The organism is Microbacterium sp. LMI12-1-1.1, assembly GCF_040676455.1.
GTDB lineage: Bacteria > Actinomycetota > Actinomycetes > Actinomycetales > Microbacteriaceae > Microbacterium.
Genome location: NZ_JBEGIA010000016.1, coordinates 32,967 through 48,168 on the forward strand (window position 1 = coordinate 32,967; position 15,202 = coordinate 48,168).

At 71.9% G+C, this 15,202-nt stretch carries 11 protein-coding genes; 4 read left to right on the forward strand and 7 right to left on the reverse strand.

Annotated elements, in window-relative coordinates; genetic code table 11:
• Positions 1-54 precede the first annotated feature (54 nt).
• Positions 55-1,593: a hypothetical protein gene (locus tag MRBLMI12_RS18270; RefSeq protein ID WP_363357677.1), complete on the forward strand. Its 1,539-nt coding sequence runs from the start codon at positions 55-57 to the stop codon at positions 1,591-1,593.
• Here MRBLMI12_RS18270 and metE read toward each other — a convergent pair.
• The gene (gene metE / locus MRBLMI12_RS18275) at positions 1,590-3,920 is read right to left on the reverse strand and encodes a 5-methyltetrahydropteroyltriglutamate--homocysteine S-methyltransferase (RefSeq protein WP_363357678.1); all 2,331 of its coding nucleotides are present in this window, start codon (positions 3,918-3,920) and stop codon (positions 1,590-1,592) included. The genes MRBLMI12_RS18270 and metE overlap by 4 nt on opposite strands.
• Before the next feature lie 95 nt (positions 3,921-4,015).
• Complete coding sequence (locus MRBLMI12_RS18280; RefSeq protein WP_363357679.1) at positions 4,016-4,978, reverse strand: methylenetetrahydrofolate reductase; 963 nt, start codon at positions 4,976-4,978, stop codon at positions 4,016-4,018.
• A gap of 275 nt (positions 4,979-5,253) precedes the next feature.
• Between MRBLMI12_RS18280 and MRBLMI12_RS18285 the strand changes: the two genes are divergently transcribed.
• Positions 5,254-7,215, forward strand: a complete 1,962-nt coding sequence (locus tag MRBLMI12_RS18285) for a S9 family peptidase (RefSeq protein WP_363357680.1) — start codon at positions 5,254-5,256, stop codon at positions 7,213-7,215.
• 52 nt (positions 7,216-7,267) lie between these two features.
• Here the strand turns inward: MRBLMI12_RS18285 and hflX are convergent, their stop codons facing one another.
• Positions 7,268-8,785, reverse strand: a complete 1,518-nt coding sequence (gene hflX / locus MRBLMI12_RS18290) for a GTPase HflX (RefSeq protein ID WP_363357681.1) — start codon at positions 8,783-8,785, stop codon at positions 7,268-7,270.
• A gap of 104 nt (positions 8,786-8,889) precedes the next feature.
• Here hflX and MRBLMI12_RS18295 point away from each other — a divergent pair, with 104 nt between their 5' ends.
• On the forward strand, positions 8,890-9,537 hold the full coding sequence (locus MRBLMI12_RS18295; protein WP_363357682.1) for a class I SAM-dependent methyltransferase: 648 nt from the start codon (positions 8,890-8,892) through the stop codon (positions 9,535-9,537).
• Positions 9,538-9,543: 6 nt separating this feature from the next.
• Here MRBLMI12_RS18295 and dapF read toward each other — a convergent pair whose 3' ends face one another.
• Positions 9,544-10,416 (reverse strand): diaminopimelate epimerase, encoded by an 873-nt coding sequence (dapF, locus tag MRBLMI12_RS18300; RefSeq protein WP_363357683.1) that lies wholly within the window; start codon positions 10,414-10,416, stop codon positions 9,544-9,546.
• A gap of 124 nt (positions 10,417-10,540) precedes the next feature.
• On the opposite strand from dapF, the gene MRBLMI12_RS18305 reads away from it, so the two are divergent.
• Positions 10,541-12,196 carry a cytochrome b gene (locus tag MRBLMI12_RS18305; RefSeq protein ID WP_363357684.1) on the forward strand — a complete coding sequence of 552 codons (1,656 nt, stop codon included), beginning with the start codon at positions 10,541-10,543 and terminating at the stop codon, positions 12,194-12,196.
• On the opposite strand, the gene MRBLMI12_RS18310 is transcribed toward MRBLMI12_RS18305, so the two are convergent.
• Genes MRBLMI12_RS18310 through miaB form a run of 3 tightly spaced genes read right to left on the reverse strand, consistent with a single transcriptional unit; the run spans position 12,183 to position 15,110 of the window.
• Entirely contained in the window at positions 12,183-12,605 is a 423-nt protein-coding gene (locus MRBLMI12_RS18310) for a GNAT family acetyltransferase (protein WP_349427067.1), read from the reverse strand. The genes MRBLMI12_RS18305 and MRBLMI12_RS18310 overlap by 14 nt on opposite strands.
• Complete coding sequence (gene miaA / locus MRBLMI12_RS18315; RefSeq protein WP_363357685.1) at positions 12,602-13,552, reverse strand: tRNA (adenosine(37)-N6)-dimethylallyltransferase MiaA; 951 nt, start codon at positions 13,550-13,552, stop codon at positions 12,602-12,604. The genes MRBLMI12_RS18310 and miaA overlap by 4 nt, the downstream gene beginning before the upstream one ends.
• 7 nt (positions 13,553-13,559) lie before the next feature.
• On the reverse strand, positions 13,560-15,110 hold the full coding sequence (gene miaB / locus MRBLMI12_RS18320) for a tRNA (N6-isopentenyl adenosine(37)-C2)-methylthiotransferase MiaB (RefSeq protein ID WP_363357686.1): 1,551 nt from the start codon (positions 15,108-15,110) through the stop codon (positions 13,560-13,562).
• Positions 15,111-15,202 lie beyond the last annotated feature (92 nt).

A 15,202-nucleotide genomic window follows, 5' to 3' on the forward strand; every position in this document is an offset into this window, starting at 1 on the left:
GCCGAACCGCGAGGTGGGTGGCGGTGCGTCATCCGCAGGCGCTATAAGGGGGGAATGACCGACCTCACCGCCGCAGACGAGACTGCCGCGCTCCGCGCGCGCCTCGACGCCCTCGAAGCCGAGAACGCCCGCCTGCGCGCCGAGACGCCGCCCTCACCACCGGTGACGGCCGCGGCCACGGACAGGCCGCACGGCAACCGCTGGCGGGCCTTCCTGTCGGCGCTGTGCATCGTCATCGCGACGATCCTCGTGCCGGTCTCCATCGTCGCCGCCTGGGCGCGCGTCGAACTCGTCGACGAGACGCGATTCGTCGAGACGTTCGCACCGCTCGCCGACGACCCGCAGGTGCAGGCGATGGTCGCCGATCAGGTGACCGTCGCCATCGAGGACTCCCTCGACCTCGAAGGCCTCACCAACGACCTGTTCGACGGCATCCAGCAGCTCGACCTGCCGCCGCGCGCTCTCGCCGCACTCGACCTGCTCCGCGCGCCCGCCGCCCAGGGCCTCCAGAACCTCGTCGACACCACGGTCACCCGGCTGGTGGAGTCCGACGCCTTCGCGGATGTGTGGGAGACGGCGCTGCGCGCGAGCCACCGATCGCTCGCGGCGGTCGCAGCCGGCGGCACCTCCTCGGGTGCGGTGGTCATCGGCGAGAACGGCGAGGTCGGCATCCAGCTCGGGCCGATCATCGAAGAGGTCAAGAAGCGGCTCGTCGACCGCGGGATCGGGTTCGCCGAGTCGATCCCGGTCATCGACAGGACCATCGTGGTCGCGCAGAGCGACGCGCTCACCGTCGTCGGCACCGTCTACAACCTCGCGGTCGCCGCGGGCTGGTGGACCCCGATCGTCGCGCTGGTGCTCTTCCTCGCCGGCATCCTCATCGCACGGCGACGGTCCACCGCCGTGCTGGGCACCGGCGTCGGCATCGCGCTCGGCGCGGGCGTGCTGGCGATGGGCCTGGGCATCGGCGGGTCGATCCTCGCGCTCAGCGCGCCGAACCTCGGTGTTCCGGCGGGCGCCCTCGCATCGATGTACGAACAGATCACCTCGGCGATGCGCGACACCGCGGTGGTCCTCACCCTGCTGGGCGTGGTGATCGCCGTCATCGCCTGGATGTCGGGCCGCTGGCGGGGCGCACGCGCCGCGCGCGGCGGCGTCGCCTCCATCAACGCCGGCGCGCGGGGTGCCCTGCTCAAGCGCGGTGTCGACACGGGCCGGTTCGGCGCGTGGCTCTACGCCCAGCGCGTGCTCGTGCGGATCGTGCTCGGAGCCCTGGCCATCGTGTGGCTGATGCTCTTGCGCCCGCTCTCGGTCGGCGAGGTGTTCCTCGTGCTCGTCGTGTGGCTCATCGTCTGGTGGGTGTTCGAGCTGCTGCAGCGCCGTCCCGAAGAGGCCGCGGCCGCCGCTGCACTCGCCGACGAAGCAGCAGCTGCCGCCGGTGCCGCCGAGTCGGTGCCTGCCGTCGACGGCGAGGCCGACACCGTCGTGATCGTCGACGGCGATCCCGCCGACCCCGACGCCGACACTCTCGTGATCGAGACGGATGCCGCGACCGACGCGGCCGCGGCACCCGGATCGAAGAAGGGCTCCTAGGCCGGCACGGTCGCCCGCACCGCCTGCGTCGCCGCCACGAGGTTCTTCAGCGACGCCACGGTCTCGTCGTACCCGCGGGTCTTCAGCCCGCAGTCCGGATTGACCCAGACGCGGCGCAGCGGCAGCTCGGCGACCGTGCGGTCGAGGAGCTGAGTGATCTCGTCCACCGACGGCACGCGCGGCGAGTGGATGTCGTAGACGCCCGGTCCGATGCCGGCGGCGAAGCCGGACGTCGCGATGTCTCCGATCACCTCGCCGCGGCTGCGGGCCGCCTCGATCGAGGTCACGTCGGCGTCCAGCGCCGCGATCGCGTCGATCACGACGTCGAACTCCGAGTAGCAGAGGTGCGTGTGCACCTGCGTGGCCGGCGCAGCGCCGGCGGTCGCGAGGCGGAACGAGCCGACCGACCACTCCAGGTAGGCCGGCTGGTCGGCGCGCTTGAGCGGCAGCAGTTCGCGCAGCGCCGGCTCGTCGACCTGGATGACGCGGATGCCGGCGCCTTCGAGGTCGGCGATCTCGTCGCGAAGGGCGAGCGCCACCTGGTTCGCCGTCTCCCCCAGCGGCTGGTCGTCGCGGACGAACGACCACGCCAGGATCGTCACCGGACCGGTCAGCATCCCCTTCATCGGCTTGTCGGTCAGCGACTGCGCGAAGGCGGACCATGCGACGGTGATCGCCTCGGGACGCGCGACGTCGCCCCACAGGATCGACGGCCGGGTCGCGCGCGAGCCGTAGGACTGCACCCAGCCGTTCTCGGTGACCGCGAAGCCCTCGAGGTTCTCGGCGAAGTACTGCACCATGTCGTTGCGCTCGGCCTCGCCGTGCACGAGAACATCGAGCCCGATGTCCTCCTGCAGCGTCACCACCTGCGCGATCTCATCGCGCAGGAAGCTCTCGTACTCGTCGGCGCTGAGCTCACCGCGGCCGTGCCGCGCACGCGCGCGCCGGATGTCGCCGGTCTGGGGGAACGATCCGATCGTGGTCGTCGGCAGGACCGGGAGTGCGAGCTCGACCTCCTGCGCCGCCACGCGGTCGTCGTAGTCGCCGCGGGCGAAGTCGTCCGCACCGAGCGCCGACGCCCGCTCCCGCACCGCTCCATCGCGCACGCCAGGCGCACTGCGCCGATCCGTGAGCGCGGCGGATGCCTCGGCCAGCGCGTCCGCGATGGCCGGACGGCCACTGACCAGTCCGCGCGCGAGGCTCGCCACCTGCGTCACCTTCTGGTCGGCGAACGCCAGCCACGTCACCAGGCGCGGGTCGAGCGTCGTCTCGTCCTCGACGTCGTGCGGCACATGCTGCAGCGAGGTCGAAGTGCCCGCGCTGATCTCCGACGCTCCGAGCGCGTGCAGCGCCTGCAGCCGCTCCCACGCGGCGTCGAGATCGCCTCGCCACACGTTGCGTCCGTCGACGACCCCGCCCACGAGCGTCTTGCGGTCCAGGCCCGGCACAGCCTCGGGCACCGCACCGCGGGTCAGATCGATGGCGACCGCCTCGATAGGAGCGGCCGCGAGCGCCGTCCACGCCTCGGTCGACAGCTGCGCATAGCCGGCCGCGACGAGGATCGCGGGCCGGTCGCCACGCACCCCCAGCGCGGCATATGCGCGGGCCGCGGCATCCGCCAGCGCGGCCGCGTCGGCCGGCAGGCTCTCGCTGACGAGCGCAGGCTCGTCCAGCTGCACCCACTCGGCGCCCGAGGCTCGCAGACTCGCCAGCAGCTCCGCGTACACCGGCAGCAGGTCGTCGAGCCGGCTGAGGGGGTCGAAGCCCTGGGGCGCGGCATCCGTCGGCTTCGCGAGCGCGAGGAGCGTCACCGGGCCCACGATCACCGGGCGAACGGTGAATCCGTCAGCCTTCGCCTCTGCCACCTGGCGCGCGAAGCGGTCGCTCGAGACGGCGAAGACCGTCTCGGGGCCGACCTCGGGCACGAGGTAGTGGTAGTTCGTGTCGAACCACTTGGTCATCTCGAGGGGGGCGTCCTCGCCCGCACCGCGCGCGGCGGTGAAGTACGCGTCCAGGCCGATGCCGCCGTCGGCATCGCGGAGCGCGCCGAACCGGTCGGGCAGCGCGCCGACCGTGACGGCCGCGTCGTGCACCTGGTCGTAGAACGAGAACGACTCCGGGATCGACGAGTCGTCGCGACCGAGGCCGAGCTCGGCGAGGCGCTCGCGCGTCGCGCGGCGCAGTCCGGCCGCCGTCTGCTCGAGGGTCTCGGCGTCGGTCTGGCCGGACCAATACGCCTCGACCGCGCGCTTCAGCTCGCGGCGGCGCCCGATCCGGGGATAGCCCAGGATCGTGCCGTGGGGGAAGGTGATGCGGGGTTCGGTCATCGTGCTCTCTCTTTCGCTTCGTTCATCTCGGAGTGGGGGTTCTCGGGGGTCGCCGAAGAGACCGTCGGGGCATCCGACGGATCGCGGCGTCCGGGTCAGTGGACGGCGTCGGGCATTCGCGTCGCCGAGGCGAGCACCCCGGCTTCACGCAGCACGTCGAGCACCGTGTCGTGGTTGTTGAACGCGTACAGATGGATGCCGGGCGCGCCGCCGTCCACGACCTCGCGGGCGAGGCGCGCGGCGTGCGCGATGCCCACCTCGCGCTGCCCTTCCGCGGTCGGCTCGAGGTCGAGCGCGATGGCGAGGTCGGCGGGCAGCTGCTCCCCCGTCAGCTCGAGCACGCGGCGCAGCCGAGCGCCCGAGGTGATCGGCATGATGCCGGGGAGGATCGGGATCGTCACTCCGGCGTCGCGCGAACGCGCCACGAAAGCGAGATAGTCGTCGGCGTGGAAGAACAGCTGGGTGATCGCGAGCGTGGCGCCCGCCGCCTGCTTGGCGAGGAGGGCGTCGATGTCCTCGAGCGCGTGGCGCGAGCGGGGGTGACCGTTCGGGAATGCCGCGACCGCGATGTCGACCTGCGCCCGCTTCTCGACGCGCACGGCTCCCGGCACACCCGGGATCAGCGCCTCGGTGTACGGCTCGCGCTCGGCCTGCACGCGGTCGATCAGCTGCACGAGCTCGGCGGCGCTTGAGAGGTCGCCCAGGAAGACGTCGTCCTCGGAGGCCCCGGCCGGCGGGTCGCCGCGCAGGGCGAGGAAGCTCGTGATGCCGGCATCCAGGAACTCCCGGATCAGCGTGTTGGCGCCCGCGTAGGTGTTGCCCACGCACGTCAGGTGCGCAAGCGGCTCGACGTGGGTCTCGCGCAGGATGTGGGTCAGCAGCTCGAGCGAGCGTCCGCCGGTCGAGCCGCCCGCGCCGTAGGTCACCGAGATGAACCGGGGGTCGACGGACGCCAGATGGCGGATGGTCTCGTGGAGGGCGGCGACGCCGGCATCGGATCGGGGCGGGTACACCTCGAACGAGATCGGCACGGGAGGAGTGCTCAGGTCGATGGACATGGGCCTGCTTCTCAGGGATCGGACTCGGGCTCAGCCGAACGGGAAGACCCGGACGGCCGCGGCACCTCGCCTCCGCCGTGCGGCGGAAGGGGTGTCATCGCGGGCGGGTGCCGGGCTCGGCTGTCGCTCCTGCCCGGAACCCCCAGGTTCGGGGGCGTCCTCGCGGACGACCGGGCGTCGATGCGTCCACGGTAGCGGAGCAGTCCCGCGCCCGGCCTCCTGTGACCTTCTGTTTCGATCGCTCGACGCGCACCGTTGGTCGTACCGTGGTCTGCGTGACGACACCCGACGTTCTCCCGTACGGCAGCTGGCCCTCTCCGATCGCCGCGGCGGAGGTGTCGGCCGCATCTCCCCGCCTCGAGGGCGCCCGCTTCGTCGGCAGCGGCCGCCGCCGGCCCGAAGTCTGGTGGGGCGAGTCCGTCGCCGAGGAGGGAGGACGTTCCGCCGTGCGCCGGCGGGCGGCATCCGGCGCCGTCGTCGATGTGCTCCCGGCGCCGTGGAGTGCGCGGTCGCGCGTGCACGAGTACGGCGGCGGATCGTGGACCGCCGACGACGACGGCGTGCTCTACTTCGTGGAGAAGTCCGACCAGCGCATCTGGCGCCTCGCCCCCGACGACGAGCCGCGCCCGCTCACGCCCGACGCCGGCGACGTCCGCTACGGCGGGCTCACGCTGCAGCACGGCCGGCTGCTGGCCGTGCGGGAGGACCACACGGCGGGTGCCGCGCCGGTGCGCGACATCGTCGTCGTCCCCCTCGACGGCTCCGCGCTGCAGCATCCCGAACGCCTCACGTCGCTCGCCGGCGGCAGCGACTTCGTCGCCCATCCCGCGCTCTCGCCGGACGGTGCGCACCTCGCGTGGATCGCCTGGAACCACCCGAACATGGCCTGGGACCGCGCCGAGCTGCGCGTCGGGCGACTCGACGGCGGCGAGGTCGTGGAGTGGACGACCGTGGCGGGCGGCGAATCGTCTCCCGCCGAGGCGCACTCGCCGCTGCAGCCGGTGTGGGTCGGCGACGACGACGTGCTGTACGCCGACGATCCGACCGGCAGGTGGAACCTGTGGCGCCTTCGGCTCACGGCCGACCTTCACCACGAACAGGTCGCGCCGGGCGATGCCGACACCGGGGGGCCGCTGTGGGTGCTCGGCACCCGCTGGTTCACGGCCCTGGACGACGGCCGCGTCGTCGCGGTGCAGACCGACGGGTCGGACGCGCTCGTGCTGATCGACCTCCACGGAACGGCGCGCGTGCTGCCGCTCGACGCCGTCACGCGGCTCTCGATCGAGGACGCCCGCGGCCGCCGTGTTCTCGTCTCCGGCGCCGGCTCCGGCGGTGCCGGGCTCTGGGAGCTGGACGTCGACGACCCCGGAACGGCGCGGCTGGTCGTCGGCGGCGCCTCCCCCTGGGGCGCGGACTGGATGCCGCGGGCGCGCGCCGTCACCGTGCCCGGGCCGCATGGACCCGTGCACGCGTTCGACTACCCGCCGACCAACCCGCGCGTCGTCGGGCCCGGCGACGAGAAGCCGCCGTACGTGATCTTCGTCCACGGCGGGCCGACCGATCACGTCGGCGGCGCGGCATCCGGCAAGATCGCCTACCTGACGAGCCGCGGCATCGGCGTGCTCGACGTCAACTACGGCGGCTCGAGCGGGTACGGACGGGCCTACCGGGAGCGCCTGCTCGGACAGTGGGGCGTCGTCGACGTCGACGACGTGGTCGCTGCTGCGCGCGGCCTGGCCGCGTCGGGCACGGCCGACGGGAGTCGTCTGGCCGTCGCAGGAGGCTCCGCCGGCGGATGGACGGTGCTCTGCGCACTCGCGAACTCGGACGCCTTCGCCGCGGGCATCAGCCGCTACGGCGTCGCGGACCTGCGCCGTCTCGCCGAAGACACCCACGACTTCGAGGCCCGCTATCTCGACGGGATGGTCGGCCCGCTCCCCGAGGCCGAGGAGCTGTACGTCGAGCGGTCACCGCTGACGCACCTCGACCGGATGCGGACGCCGCTGCTGATCGAGCAGGGGCTGGAGGATCGGGTCGTGCCGCCCTCGCAGTCGGAGGCCGTGCGCGACGCCCTCGCGGCGAACGGCGTCCCGCACGCGTACCTGGCGTTCGAGGGTGAAGGCCACGGCTTCCGCAGCGCCGACACGCTCGTGCGCACGATGGAGGCCGAGCTGTCGTTCCTCGGCCAGGTCCTCGGGTTCGAGACGCCGGGCGTACCGCGGCTCGATCTCGCCTGAACGCGCGCATGCCGTCCCGCTCCTGCGCCCGGCAGGAGCGGGACGACGCGCGTCAGACCTCGAACGGAGCGAGACGCGCGGCGAGATGCTCGCCCACGCGAGCGTGGACGGCCGTGCCGCCCTCCTCGTGCTCCTGCGACAGGATCATGCCCTGCTCGTGGATGGCGGACACCAGGTCGCCGCGGTCGTACGGCACCAGTGCGCGCACCTCCACCGCCGGAAGCGGCAGCGCGTCCTCGATCGCCGTCCGGAGCTCCTCGATGCCCTCGCCGGTGCGCGACGACGCGAAGATCGCCCTCGGCTCGAGACCGCGGAGCAGCAGACGGGTGTCGTCGTCGACGAGATCAGCCTTGTTGAACACGATCAGCTCGGGGATGTCGCGCGCCCCGACATCGCCGATCACGTCACGCACCGTCGCGAGCTGGGCGGCCGGATCCGGGTGCGAGCCGTCGACCACGTGCACGATGACGTCGGCATCGCCGACCTCTTCGAGCGTCGAGCGGAACGCCTCGACCAGCTGGTGCGGCAGGTTGCGCACGAACCCGACGGTGTCGGTGAGCGTGTAGACGCGGCCGTCGCTCGTCTCGCTGCGCCGGACGGTCGCGTCCAGCGTCGCGAAGAGGGCGTTCTCGACCAGCACGCCCGCGCTCGTCAGCCGGTTCAGCAGCGACGACTTGCCGGCGTTCGTGTACCCGGCGATCGCGACCGAGGGGATCGTGTTCCGCTTGCGCTCGGCGCGCTTTGCGTCGCGCGCCGGTGCGAACTCGCGGATCTGCCGGCGCAGCATGGCCATCCGCGTGCGGATGCGACGACGATCGAGCTCGATCTTCGTCTCACCGGGTCCGCGCGAGCCCATGCCCGCGCCGCCGGCGCCCACCTGGCCACCTGCCTGGCGGCTCATCGAGTCACCCCAGCCGCGCAGGCGCGGGAGCAGGTACTCGAGCTGTGCGAGCTCGACCTGCGCCTTGCCCTCGCGACTCTTGGCGTGCTGGCTGAAGATGTCGAGGATCACCGTCGTGCGGTCGATCACCTTGACTTTCACCACGTCCTCGAGTGCACGTCGCTGGCTCGGTGCGAGTTCGGTGTCGGCGATCACGGTGTCGGCGCCCACGGCGGCGACGATGTCGCGCAGCTCCTCGGCCTTGCCGCGTCCCACGTAGGTCGCGGGATCCGGGTGCGGCCGCCGCTGCAGCACGCCGTCGAGCACGACGGCGCCGGCGGTCTCGGCCAACGCCGACAGCTCGCGCAGCGAGTTCTCGGCGTCCTCCGTCTCGCCCTGCGCGTGCACGCCGACCAGCACGACGTTCTCGAGTCGCAGCTGGCGGTACTCGACCTCGGTGACGTCCTCGAGCTCGGTGGAGAGCCCCGGAACGCGGCGCAGCGCCGCACGCTCCTCGCGGTCCCACTGCTCGCCGTCGGTGTCTGCGCGCCCGATCGTGGTCTCGTCCTGGAGCGCCTGGGCGGCTCCGAAGACGTGCACCCCCGAGCGCGCTTCGGCGCGCGCCAGCACGCGATCCACCGGGTCGACCGGCGTCTCGTCGGTGCTCTGGGGTGTCGTCGTATCCGTCATGTGTTCCTTTCGGGATGCCTTTTCCGACGCTCATCGGCCGGTTCGCGGCATCCGTGAATTCTACGCTCCCCTCCCGGGGAGCACCTCCGCTAGGCTCGTCAGCCATGGGGAGCGACCACTATTTCAGTGCGACGCCCGCCAGCCCCGAGAATCTGCGCCGCATCCGCGTCTCGCTGGCCGGACGCGATCTCGAGGTCACCACAGCCGGGGGCGTCTTCAGCCCCGACCATGTGGACTCGGGAACCGCGGTGCTGCTGTCGAACACTCCCCCGCCGCCGGCTGGAGGGAACTTCCTCGACCTCGGCTGCGGGTGGGGACCGATCGCACTCAGCCTCGCACTCGACGCCCCGCACGCGACCGTGTGGGCCGTCGACGTGAACGAACGAGCACTGGACCTCGTGCGGCGCAACGCGGCGGATCTCGGGCTCACGAATGTCAACGCCGCGCTGCCCGACGATGTTCCCGACGACGTCGTGTTCCGCACCATCCGCTCGAATCCCCCCATCCGCGTCGGCAAGAACGAGCTGCACGGCCTGCTCGAGCGGTGGATCCCCCGCCTCGACGAGCGCGCCGACGCCTGGCTGGTGGTCCAGCGCAATCTCGGGTCGGACTCGCTCCAGCGATGGCTCGCGTCGACGCTCGATCGTCGCTTCAGCGTCTACCGCGCCGCGACGGCGCGCGGATTCCGGGTGCTCAAGGTGCGACGCCACGGCTCGCCCCAGAGCGAGCCGATCACGCTGCCCGAACTCTGAGCGCCGCTACGCGAGCGTGACGTCGCCGGTGTAGACCAGGGTCGCCGGCCCTGACAGCAGCACGTGCCGCTCGCCGTCGAGCTCCGGCATCCGCACGCCCAGCGTGCCGCCGGGAACGTCAACGACCCAGTGGTCGGGCGCGGCGGGACCTGCCCAGTGCCGCACGGCCAGCGCCGCGGCCGCGACGCCCGTACCGCAGCTCAGCGTCTCGCCGACTCCACGCTCGAACACGCGCATGCGGATCGCCCCGACGCCGTCGCGCACGAGAGGGTCGCTGGGCACGACGAACTCGACGTTCGCGCCATGCGCGGGCTCCGGGTGCAGCTGCGGCTGCGCCGCGAGGTCGAGGCCCTCCAGCTCGACGTCGTCGGGGAGCGCCACGACCACATGCGGGTTGCCCACGTCGATCCCGATGCCGGGACGCGGCGCTCCACCGCCGCGGGTGCGGACCAGCACGCCCGAGTCGTCGACCGCGAACCGGCCGAGGTCGACCTCGAAGCCGCGATCGCTGCGGGTGACGGTCTTGACGCCGGCCCGGGTGCCGATCGCGAGCGGTGCAGCGTCGACGTCGGCCCAGCCGACATCCACGAGGTAGCGGGCGAACACCCGGATGCCGTTGCCGCACATCTCGGCCTTCGAGCCGTCGGCGTTGCGGTAGTCCATGAACCACTCGGCTCCGGAAGCCGCCGCGTCGGCTCCCTCGGCCATCGCGCTCGCCCGCACCACCCGCAGGATGCCGTCGCCGCCGATGCCGAAGCGCCGGTCGCACAGCACGGCGACCTGGTCGTCGGTGAGATCGAGCGCGCCGTCGGGGTCGGGGACGATCACGAAGTCGTTGCCGGTGCCGTGGCCCTTGGTGAACGCGATCGTCTGCGGCATCGTCACAGTCTACGGTCGCCGGCGCTCCCTCCTCCGCGGCTGCGGTCGCTGTCGGTGGCGCCGGCGCTGTCACATCCCGGCACGCCGCGGTGTCTTGTGGGTAGGACCATCAGGAGGAGACAGCATGCGCGGCATCGCGATCGAGACCGACCGGGCTCGCGGCGAGGACGGGCGTCGCCGGTCGCAGACCGACCGGCTCGCCGAGCGCCTCGGGAGCATCACCGTGTTCGGTCACCGCATCGACGGCACCTGGGCGGAGCTCCGTCGCCGCCGCGTCCCCACCCACTGGACCAACGTGTTCGGGGCCGTCACGCTGGGGTCCCTCGTCGTCGTGACGGTGACGGGCATCCTGCTGATGTTCTTCTACACACCGTCGAGCGAGGGCACGGTGTACGCCGGGTCGTACGCTCCCCTTCACGGCACCGAGGTGTCGAAGGCGTTCGCCTCGACGATGCACGTCACGTTCGACGTGCCGGGCGGCGTGGTCCTGCGACAGGCGCATCACTGGGCAGCACTGCTCCTGCCCGCCGCGATCACCGTGCAGCTGGTGTCGACCTTCTTCACCGGCGCCTTCCGACGGCCCCGGCGTGCCATGTGGGTGCTGCTGCTCCTGGCGCTGATCGCCGCCCTTGCGAGCGGGTGGAGCGGCTACGCACTGCCTGACGACATGCTGTCGGGCACCGGCCTGCGGATCGTCGAGGGCATCCTCCTCGGCATCCCGGTCATCGGCACGTGGCTCGCGTCCGTCCTCTTCGGCGGGGCGTTTCCGGGCCGGATCATCGAGAACCTGTATCCGCTCCACATCGTGGTCTTTCCCGGAGCGCTCCTCGCGCTCGTCGCGCTCCGCGCCCTCGCGGCGTGGCGGCATGGCCCGCCGCAGTTCCCCGGTCGCGGCCGCACGCCCGAGAACGTGGTCGGCGTGGCTCTCGTCCCGACAGCCGCCACCCGGGCGGGCGGGCTGTTCCTCGTCGTCACAGGGCTGCTGCTGCTGATCTCGGCGACCGTCACGGTGAGCCCGATCTGGCTCTACGGTCCCGCCGACCCGGGCAACGCCGGTGCAGGAAGCCAGCCGGACTGGTACACCGGGTTCCTCGACGGCGCCCTGCGCCTGGTGCCGCCGGGCTGGGAGTTCGTGTGGCTCGGCCGCACCTGGACGATGGCGGTCCTGGCCCCGCTCGCCGTCGTCGGCGCCTTCTTCGCCGCCGTCGCCGCATACCCGTTCCTCGAGGAGTGGGTCACGGGAGACCGTCGGGACCACCACCTCCTCGACCGGCCTCGCTTCGCGGCGACGCGCACCGGCCTCGGCGTCGCCGGACTCGTGTTCGTGGGTGTCCTCTGGGCGGCGGGCGGCGCCGACATCATCGCCACCGCGTTCTCGGTCAGCATCGAGCACGTGATCACCGCGCTGCAGGTGGCGCTCATCGTCGCGCCTTTCGTGGCGTTCACGATCGCTCGCCGCGTCTGCTTCGGTCTGCAGCGGAAGGACGCCGGCCTGCTCCGGCACGGGTACGAGACCGGGCGGATCGTCCGCCTCCCGGGCGGCGAGTACGTCGAGATCCACCAACCACTCGACGAGACCGAGCGGGCTCGTCTCGCGATGCCGGACGATCCGACGGGAAGCGCTCATGAGCCGATCACGGGCGAGGCGGGTCCGCTCACGCGTCGCCTGCGCCTGGGTATGCGCAGGTACTACAACGGGGGCCGCATCGACGCCGAGCCCGCCGATCACGAGCCGCGTGACAGCACGCGAGCGCTCGAGGCGCCTGTCAGTCGGCGATGAGACGCTTTCCGGTGGCCCACGTCTCGAACGTCTCGTAGCCGAGCGCCCCGTAGAAGCCGTGCGCCGAGTTGTTCTCGGGGCGGACCATCAGCTGCACCTTGGGGCAGCCCAGCTCCAGGAGCCGCTCCTCGGCGACCTCGACGAGGCGGCGTCCGATGCCCTCCCCTCGCCGGGCGGGATCGCTCGCGAGGTAGTAGAGCCATCCGCGGTGCCCGTCGTATCCCGCCATGACGGAGCCGACGATCGCGCCGGCGGCGACGGCGACGAGGAACAGCTCCGGCTGCACCGAGAGCTTGCGGTTGATGTCCTGGTAGGGGTTGTTCCACGGGCGGGTGAGGCCCGTGGCCTGCCACAGCGACACCACAGCCTCGGTGTCGGCCAGTTCGAAGGGCCGGATCGCGATGCTCATGCCGACGAGTCTGCCAGGCCAGCGGCATCCGCTCCGGATTCCACCCACCGCAGCGCGTCATAGCGCCGGAACCATGAGACCTGCCGGCGGGCGTACCGGCGGGTCAGCGCCTGGGTCTCGGCGATCGCCTGGGCCTCGGTCATCTCGCCGGTCAGCTGTGCGAGCGCCTGCGCGTAGCCGATCGCGCGCCGCGCGGTGACGCCGCGCTCGAGCCCCCTCTCACGCAGCGCGCGGACCTCGTCGAGGATCCCGTCGCGCCACATCGCCTCGACGCGGGCGTCGAGGCGGACGACCAGCTCGTCGCGGGGCACCGCCACGCCGACGACGCGAGTCGCCGCGTGCCACAGCACCGGCTCTTCAGGAAGCGCCGCGCCGTGCGTGCGCTCTCCGAGCTCGAGCACTTCGAGTGCGCGCACGATGCGGCGTCCGTTGCGGGGATCGACCCTGGCCGCGGTGGCCGGGTCGAGCTCTCGCAGGCGGGCGTAGAGGGCGCCGGGGCCGTGAACGTCCAGCTCGCCCTCGAGACGCGCCCGCAGCTGCTCGTCGCGGGGCGGGAAGCGGAAGTCGAAGAGCACGCTCGACACATACAGCCCCGAGCCGCCCACGAGGATCGCATCGGCGCCGCGGCCGTGGATCTCGCGGATCGCGGTGCGCGCGGCATCCTGATACCAGGCGACGGCCGCGTCGTCGGTGACCTCGAGCACGTCGAAGAGGTGGTGCGGGATGCCGCGCCGCTCGGCCTCGGGGAGCTTGGCCGTGCCGATGTCCATGCCGCGGTAGAGCTGCATCGCATCGGCGTTGACGATCTCGACCCCTCGACCGCGCACGGCCAGCGCCTCGGCGAGATCGAGCGACAGCGCGGTCTTGCCGGTCCCCGTCGCGCCGACCACGGCCCACAGCCGCGGCTGCAAGGCCGCAGCGTCGTCTGCGGAGGGGCCGTCGCTCACGGTCGGGTCAGCCGCCGATGCGGAGGGTCGGCAGTCCCAGCGACACCGCGCGCGGCGCGCCGGCGTCGCCCGCCGGTGTCGGCACGCCGCAGGATTCCGCCTGCGAACGGTCCCACGCGTCACCGGAGCGGCTGCGGCGGATGCGCAGCGGCACGCCGTCCGGTGCGTCGGCGAGCAGGTGGAACGGCGCGGCGTGCGTCACGACGACCGAGACGACGTCGCCGGGCCGCGGGATCTCGGACCCCGTGGGCACCTCGAAGTGAACGAGGCGATTGTCTTCGGCGCGACCGGTGAGCCGGTGCGTCTCGGCATCCTTCTTGCCCTCGCCCATCGAGACCAGCACCTGCACCTCGCGACCGAGCTGCTTCTGGTTCTCTTCGAGCGAGATGCGCTCCTGCAGGGCGATCAGGCGCTCGTAGCGCTCCTGCACGATCTCTTTCGGCACCTGGTCGGGCATCGTGGCCGCCGGCGTGCCCTCGCGGATCGAGTACTGGAACGTGAACGCACTCGCGAAGCGCGCCTGTTCGACGACGCGCATCGTGTCTTCGAAGTCCTCATCGGTCTCGCCGGGGAAGCCGACGATGATGTCGGTCGAGATCGCAGCGTCGGGCATCTTGGCGCGCACCCGGTCGAGGATGCCGAGGAACCGCTCGCTGCGGTACGACCGGCGCATCGCCTTGAGGATGCGGTCGCTGCCGGACTGCAGCGGCATGTGCAGCTGCGGCATGACGGCCGCGGTCTCGGCCATCGCGTCGATGACGTCGTCGGTGAAGGCGGCCGGGTGCGGACTCGTGAAACGGATGCGCTCGAGGCCGTCGATCTCACCCGCCGCGCGCAGCAGCTTGCCGAAGGCCTGACGGTCGCCGAACTCGACGCCGTACGAGTTGACGTTCTGACCCAGGAGCGTTACCTCCATCGCGCCGTCGTCGACCAGCAGGCGGATCTCGTTCAGGATGTCGCCGGGGCGACGGTCCTTCTCCTTGCCGCGCAGGCTGGGCACGATGCAGAACGTGCACGTGTTGTTGCAGCCCACCGAGATCGACACCCAGCCGCTGTAGATGCTGTCGCGCTTCGTGGGCAGGGTCGACGGGAAGATCTCGAGCGACTCCAGGATCTCGAGCTCGGCCTCGCCGTTGTGGCGCGCGCGCTCGAGCAGGCTCGGCAGCGACCCCATGTTGTGCGTGCCGAATACGACATCGACCCAGGGCGCCTTCTGCTGGACGACGTCCTTGTCCATCTGGGCCAGGCATCCGCCGACGGCGATCTGCATGCCGTCGTGCTTGTCCTTGCGCGACTTGAGGTGGCCGAGCGTGCCGTAGAGCTTGCCTGCGGCGTTGTCGCGCACGGCGCAGGTGTTGATGACAACGACGTCGGCCTCTTCGCCGGCTTCTGCGCGGACGTAGCCGGCGCTCTCGAGCGAACCGGAGAGGCGCTCGGAGTCGTGCACGTTCATCTGGCAGCCGAACGTGCGCACCTCGTAGGTGCGGGCACGGCCATCGACGTCGTTCGCGGCCGGCGACGGCGCGATGAGAGTCGGGGAAGCGGAAGGCGAAGACATGATGTCGCCATTCTACGAGCCGCGCGCAGGCAGGGAGTCTGGACGGATGCCGTGCCCGCCGCGTCGGCGAACGGCGGGCGACGTCGGACGGG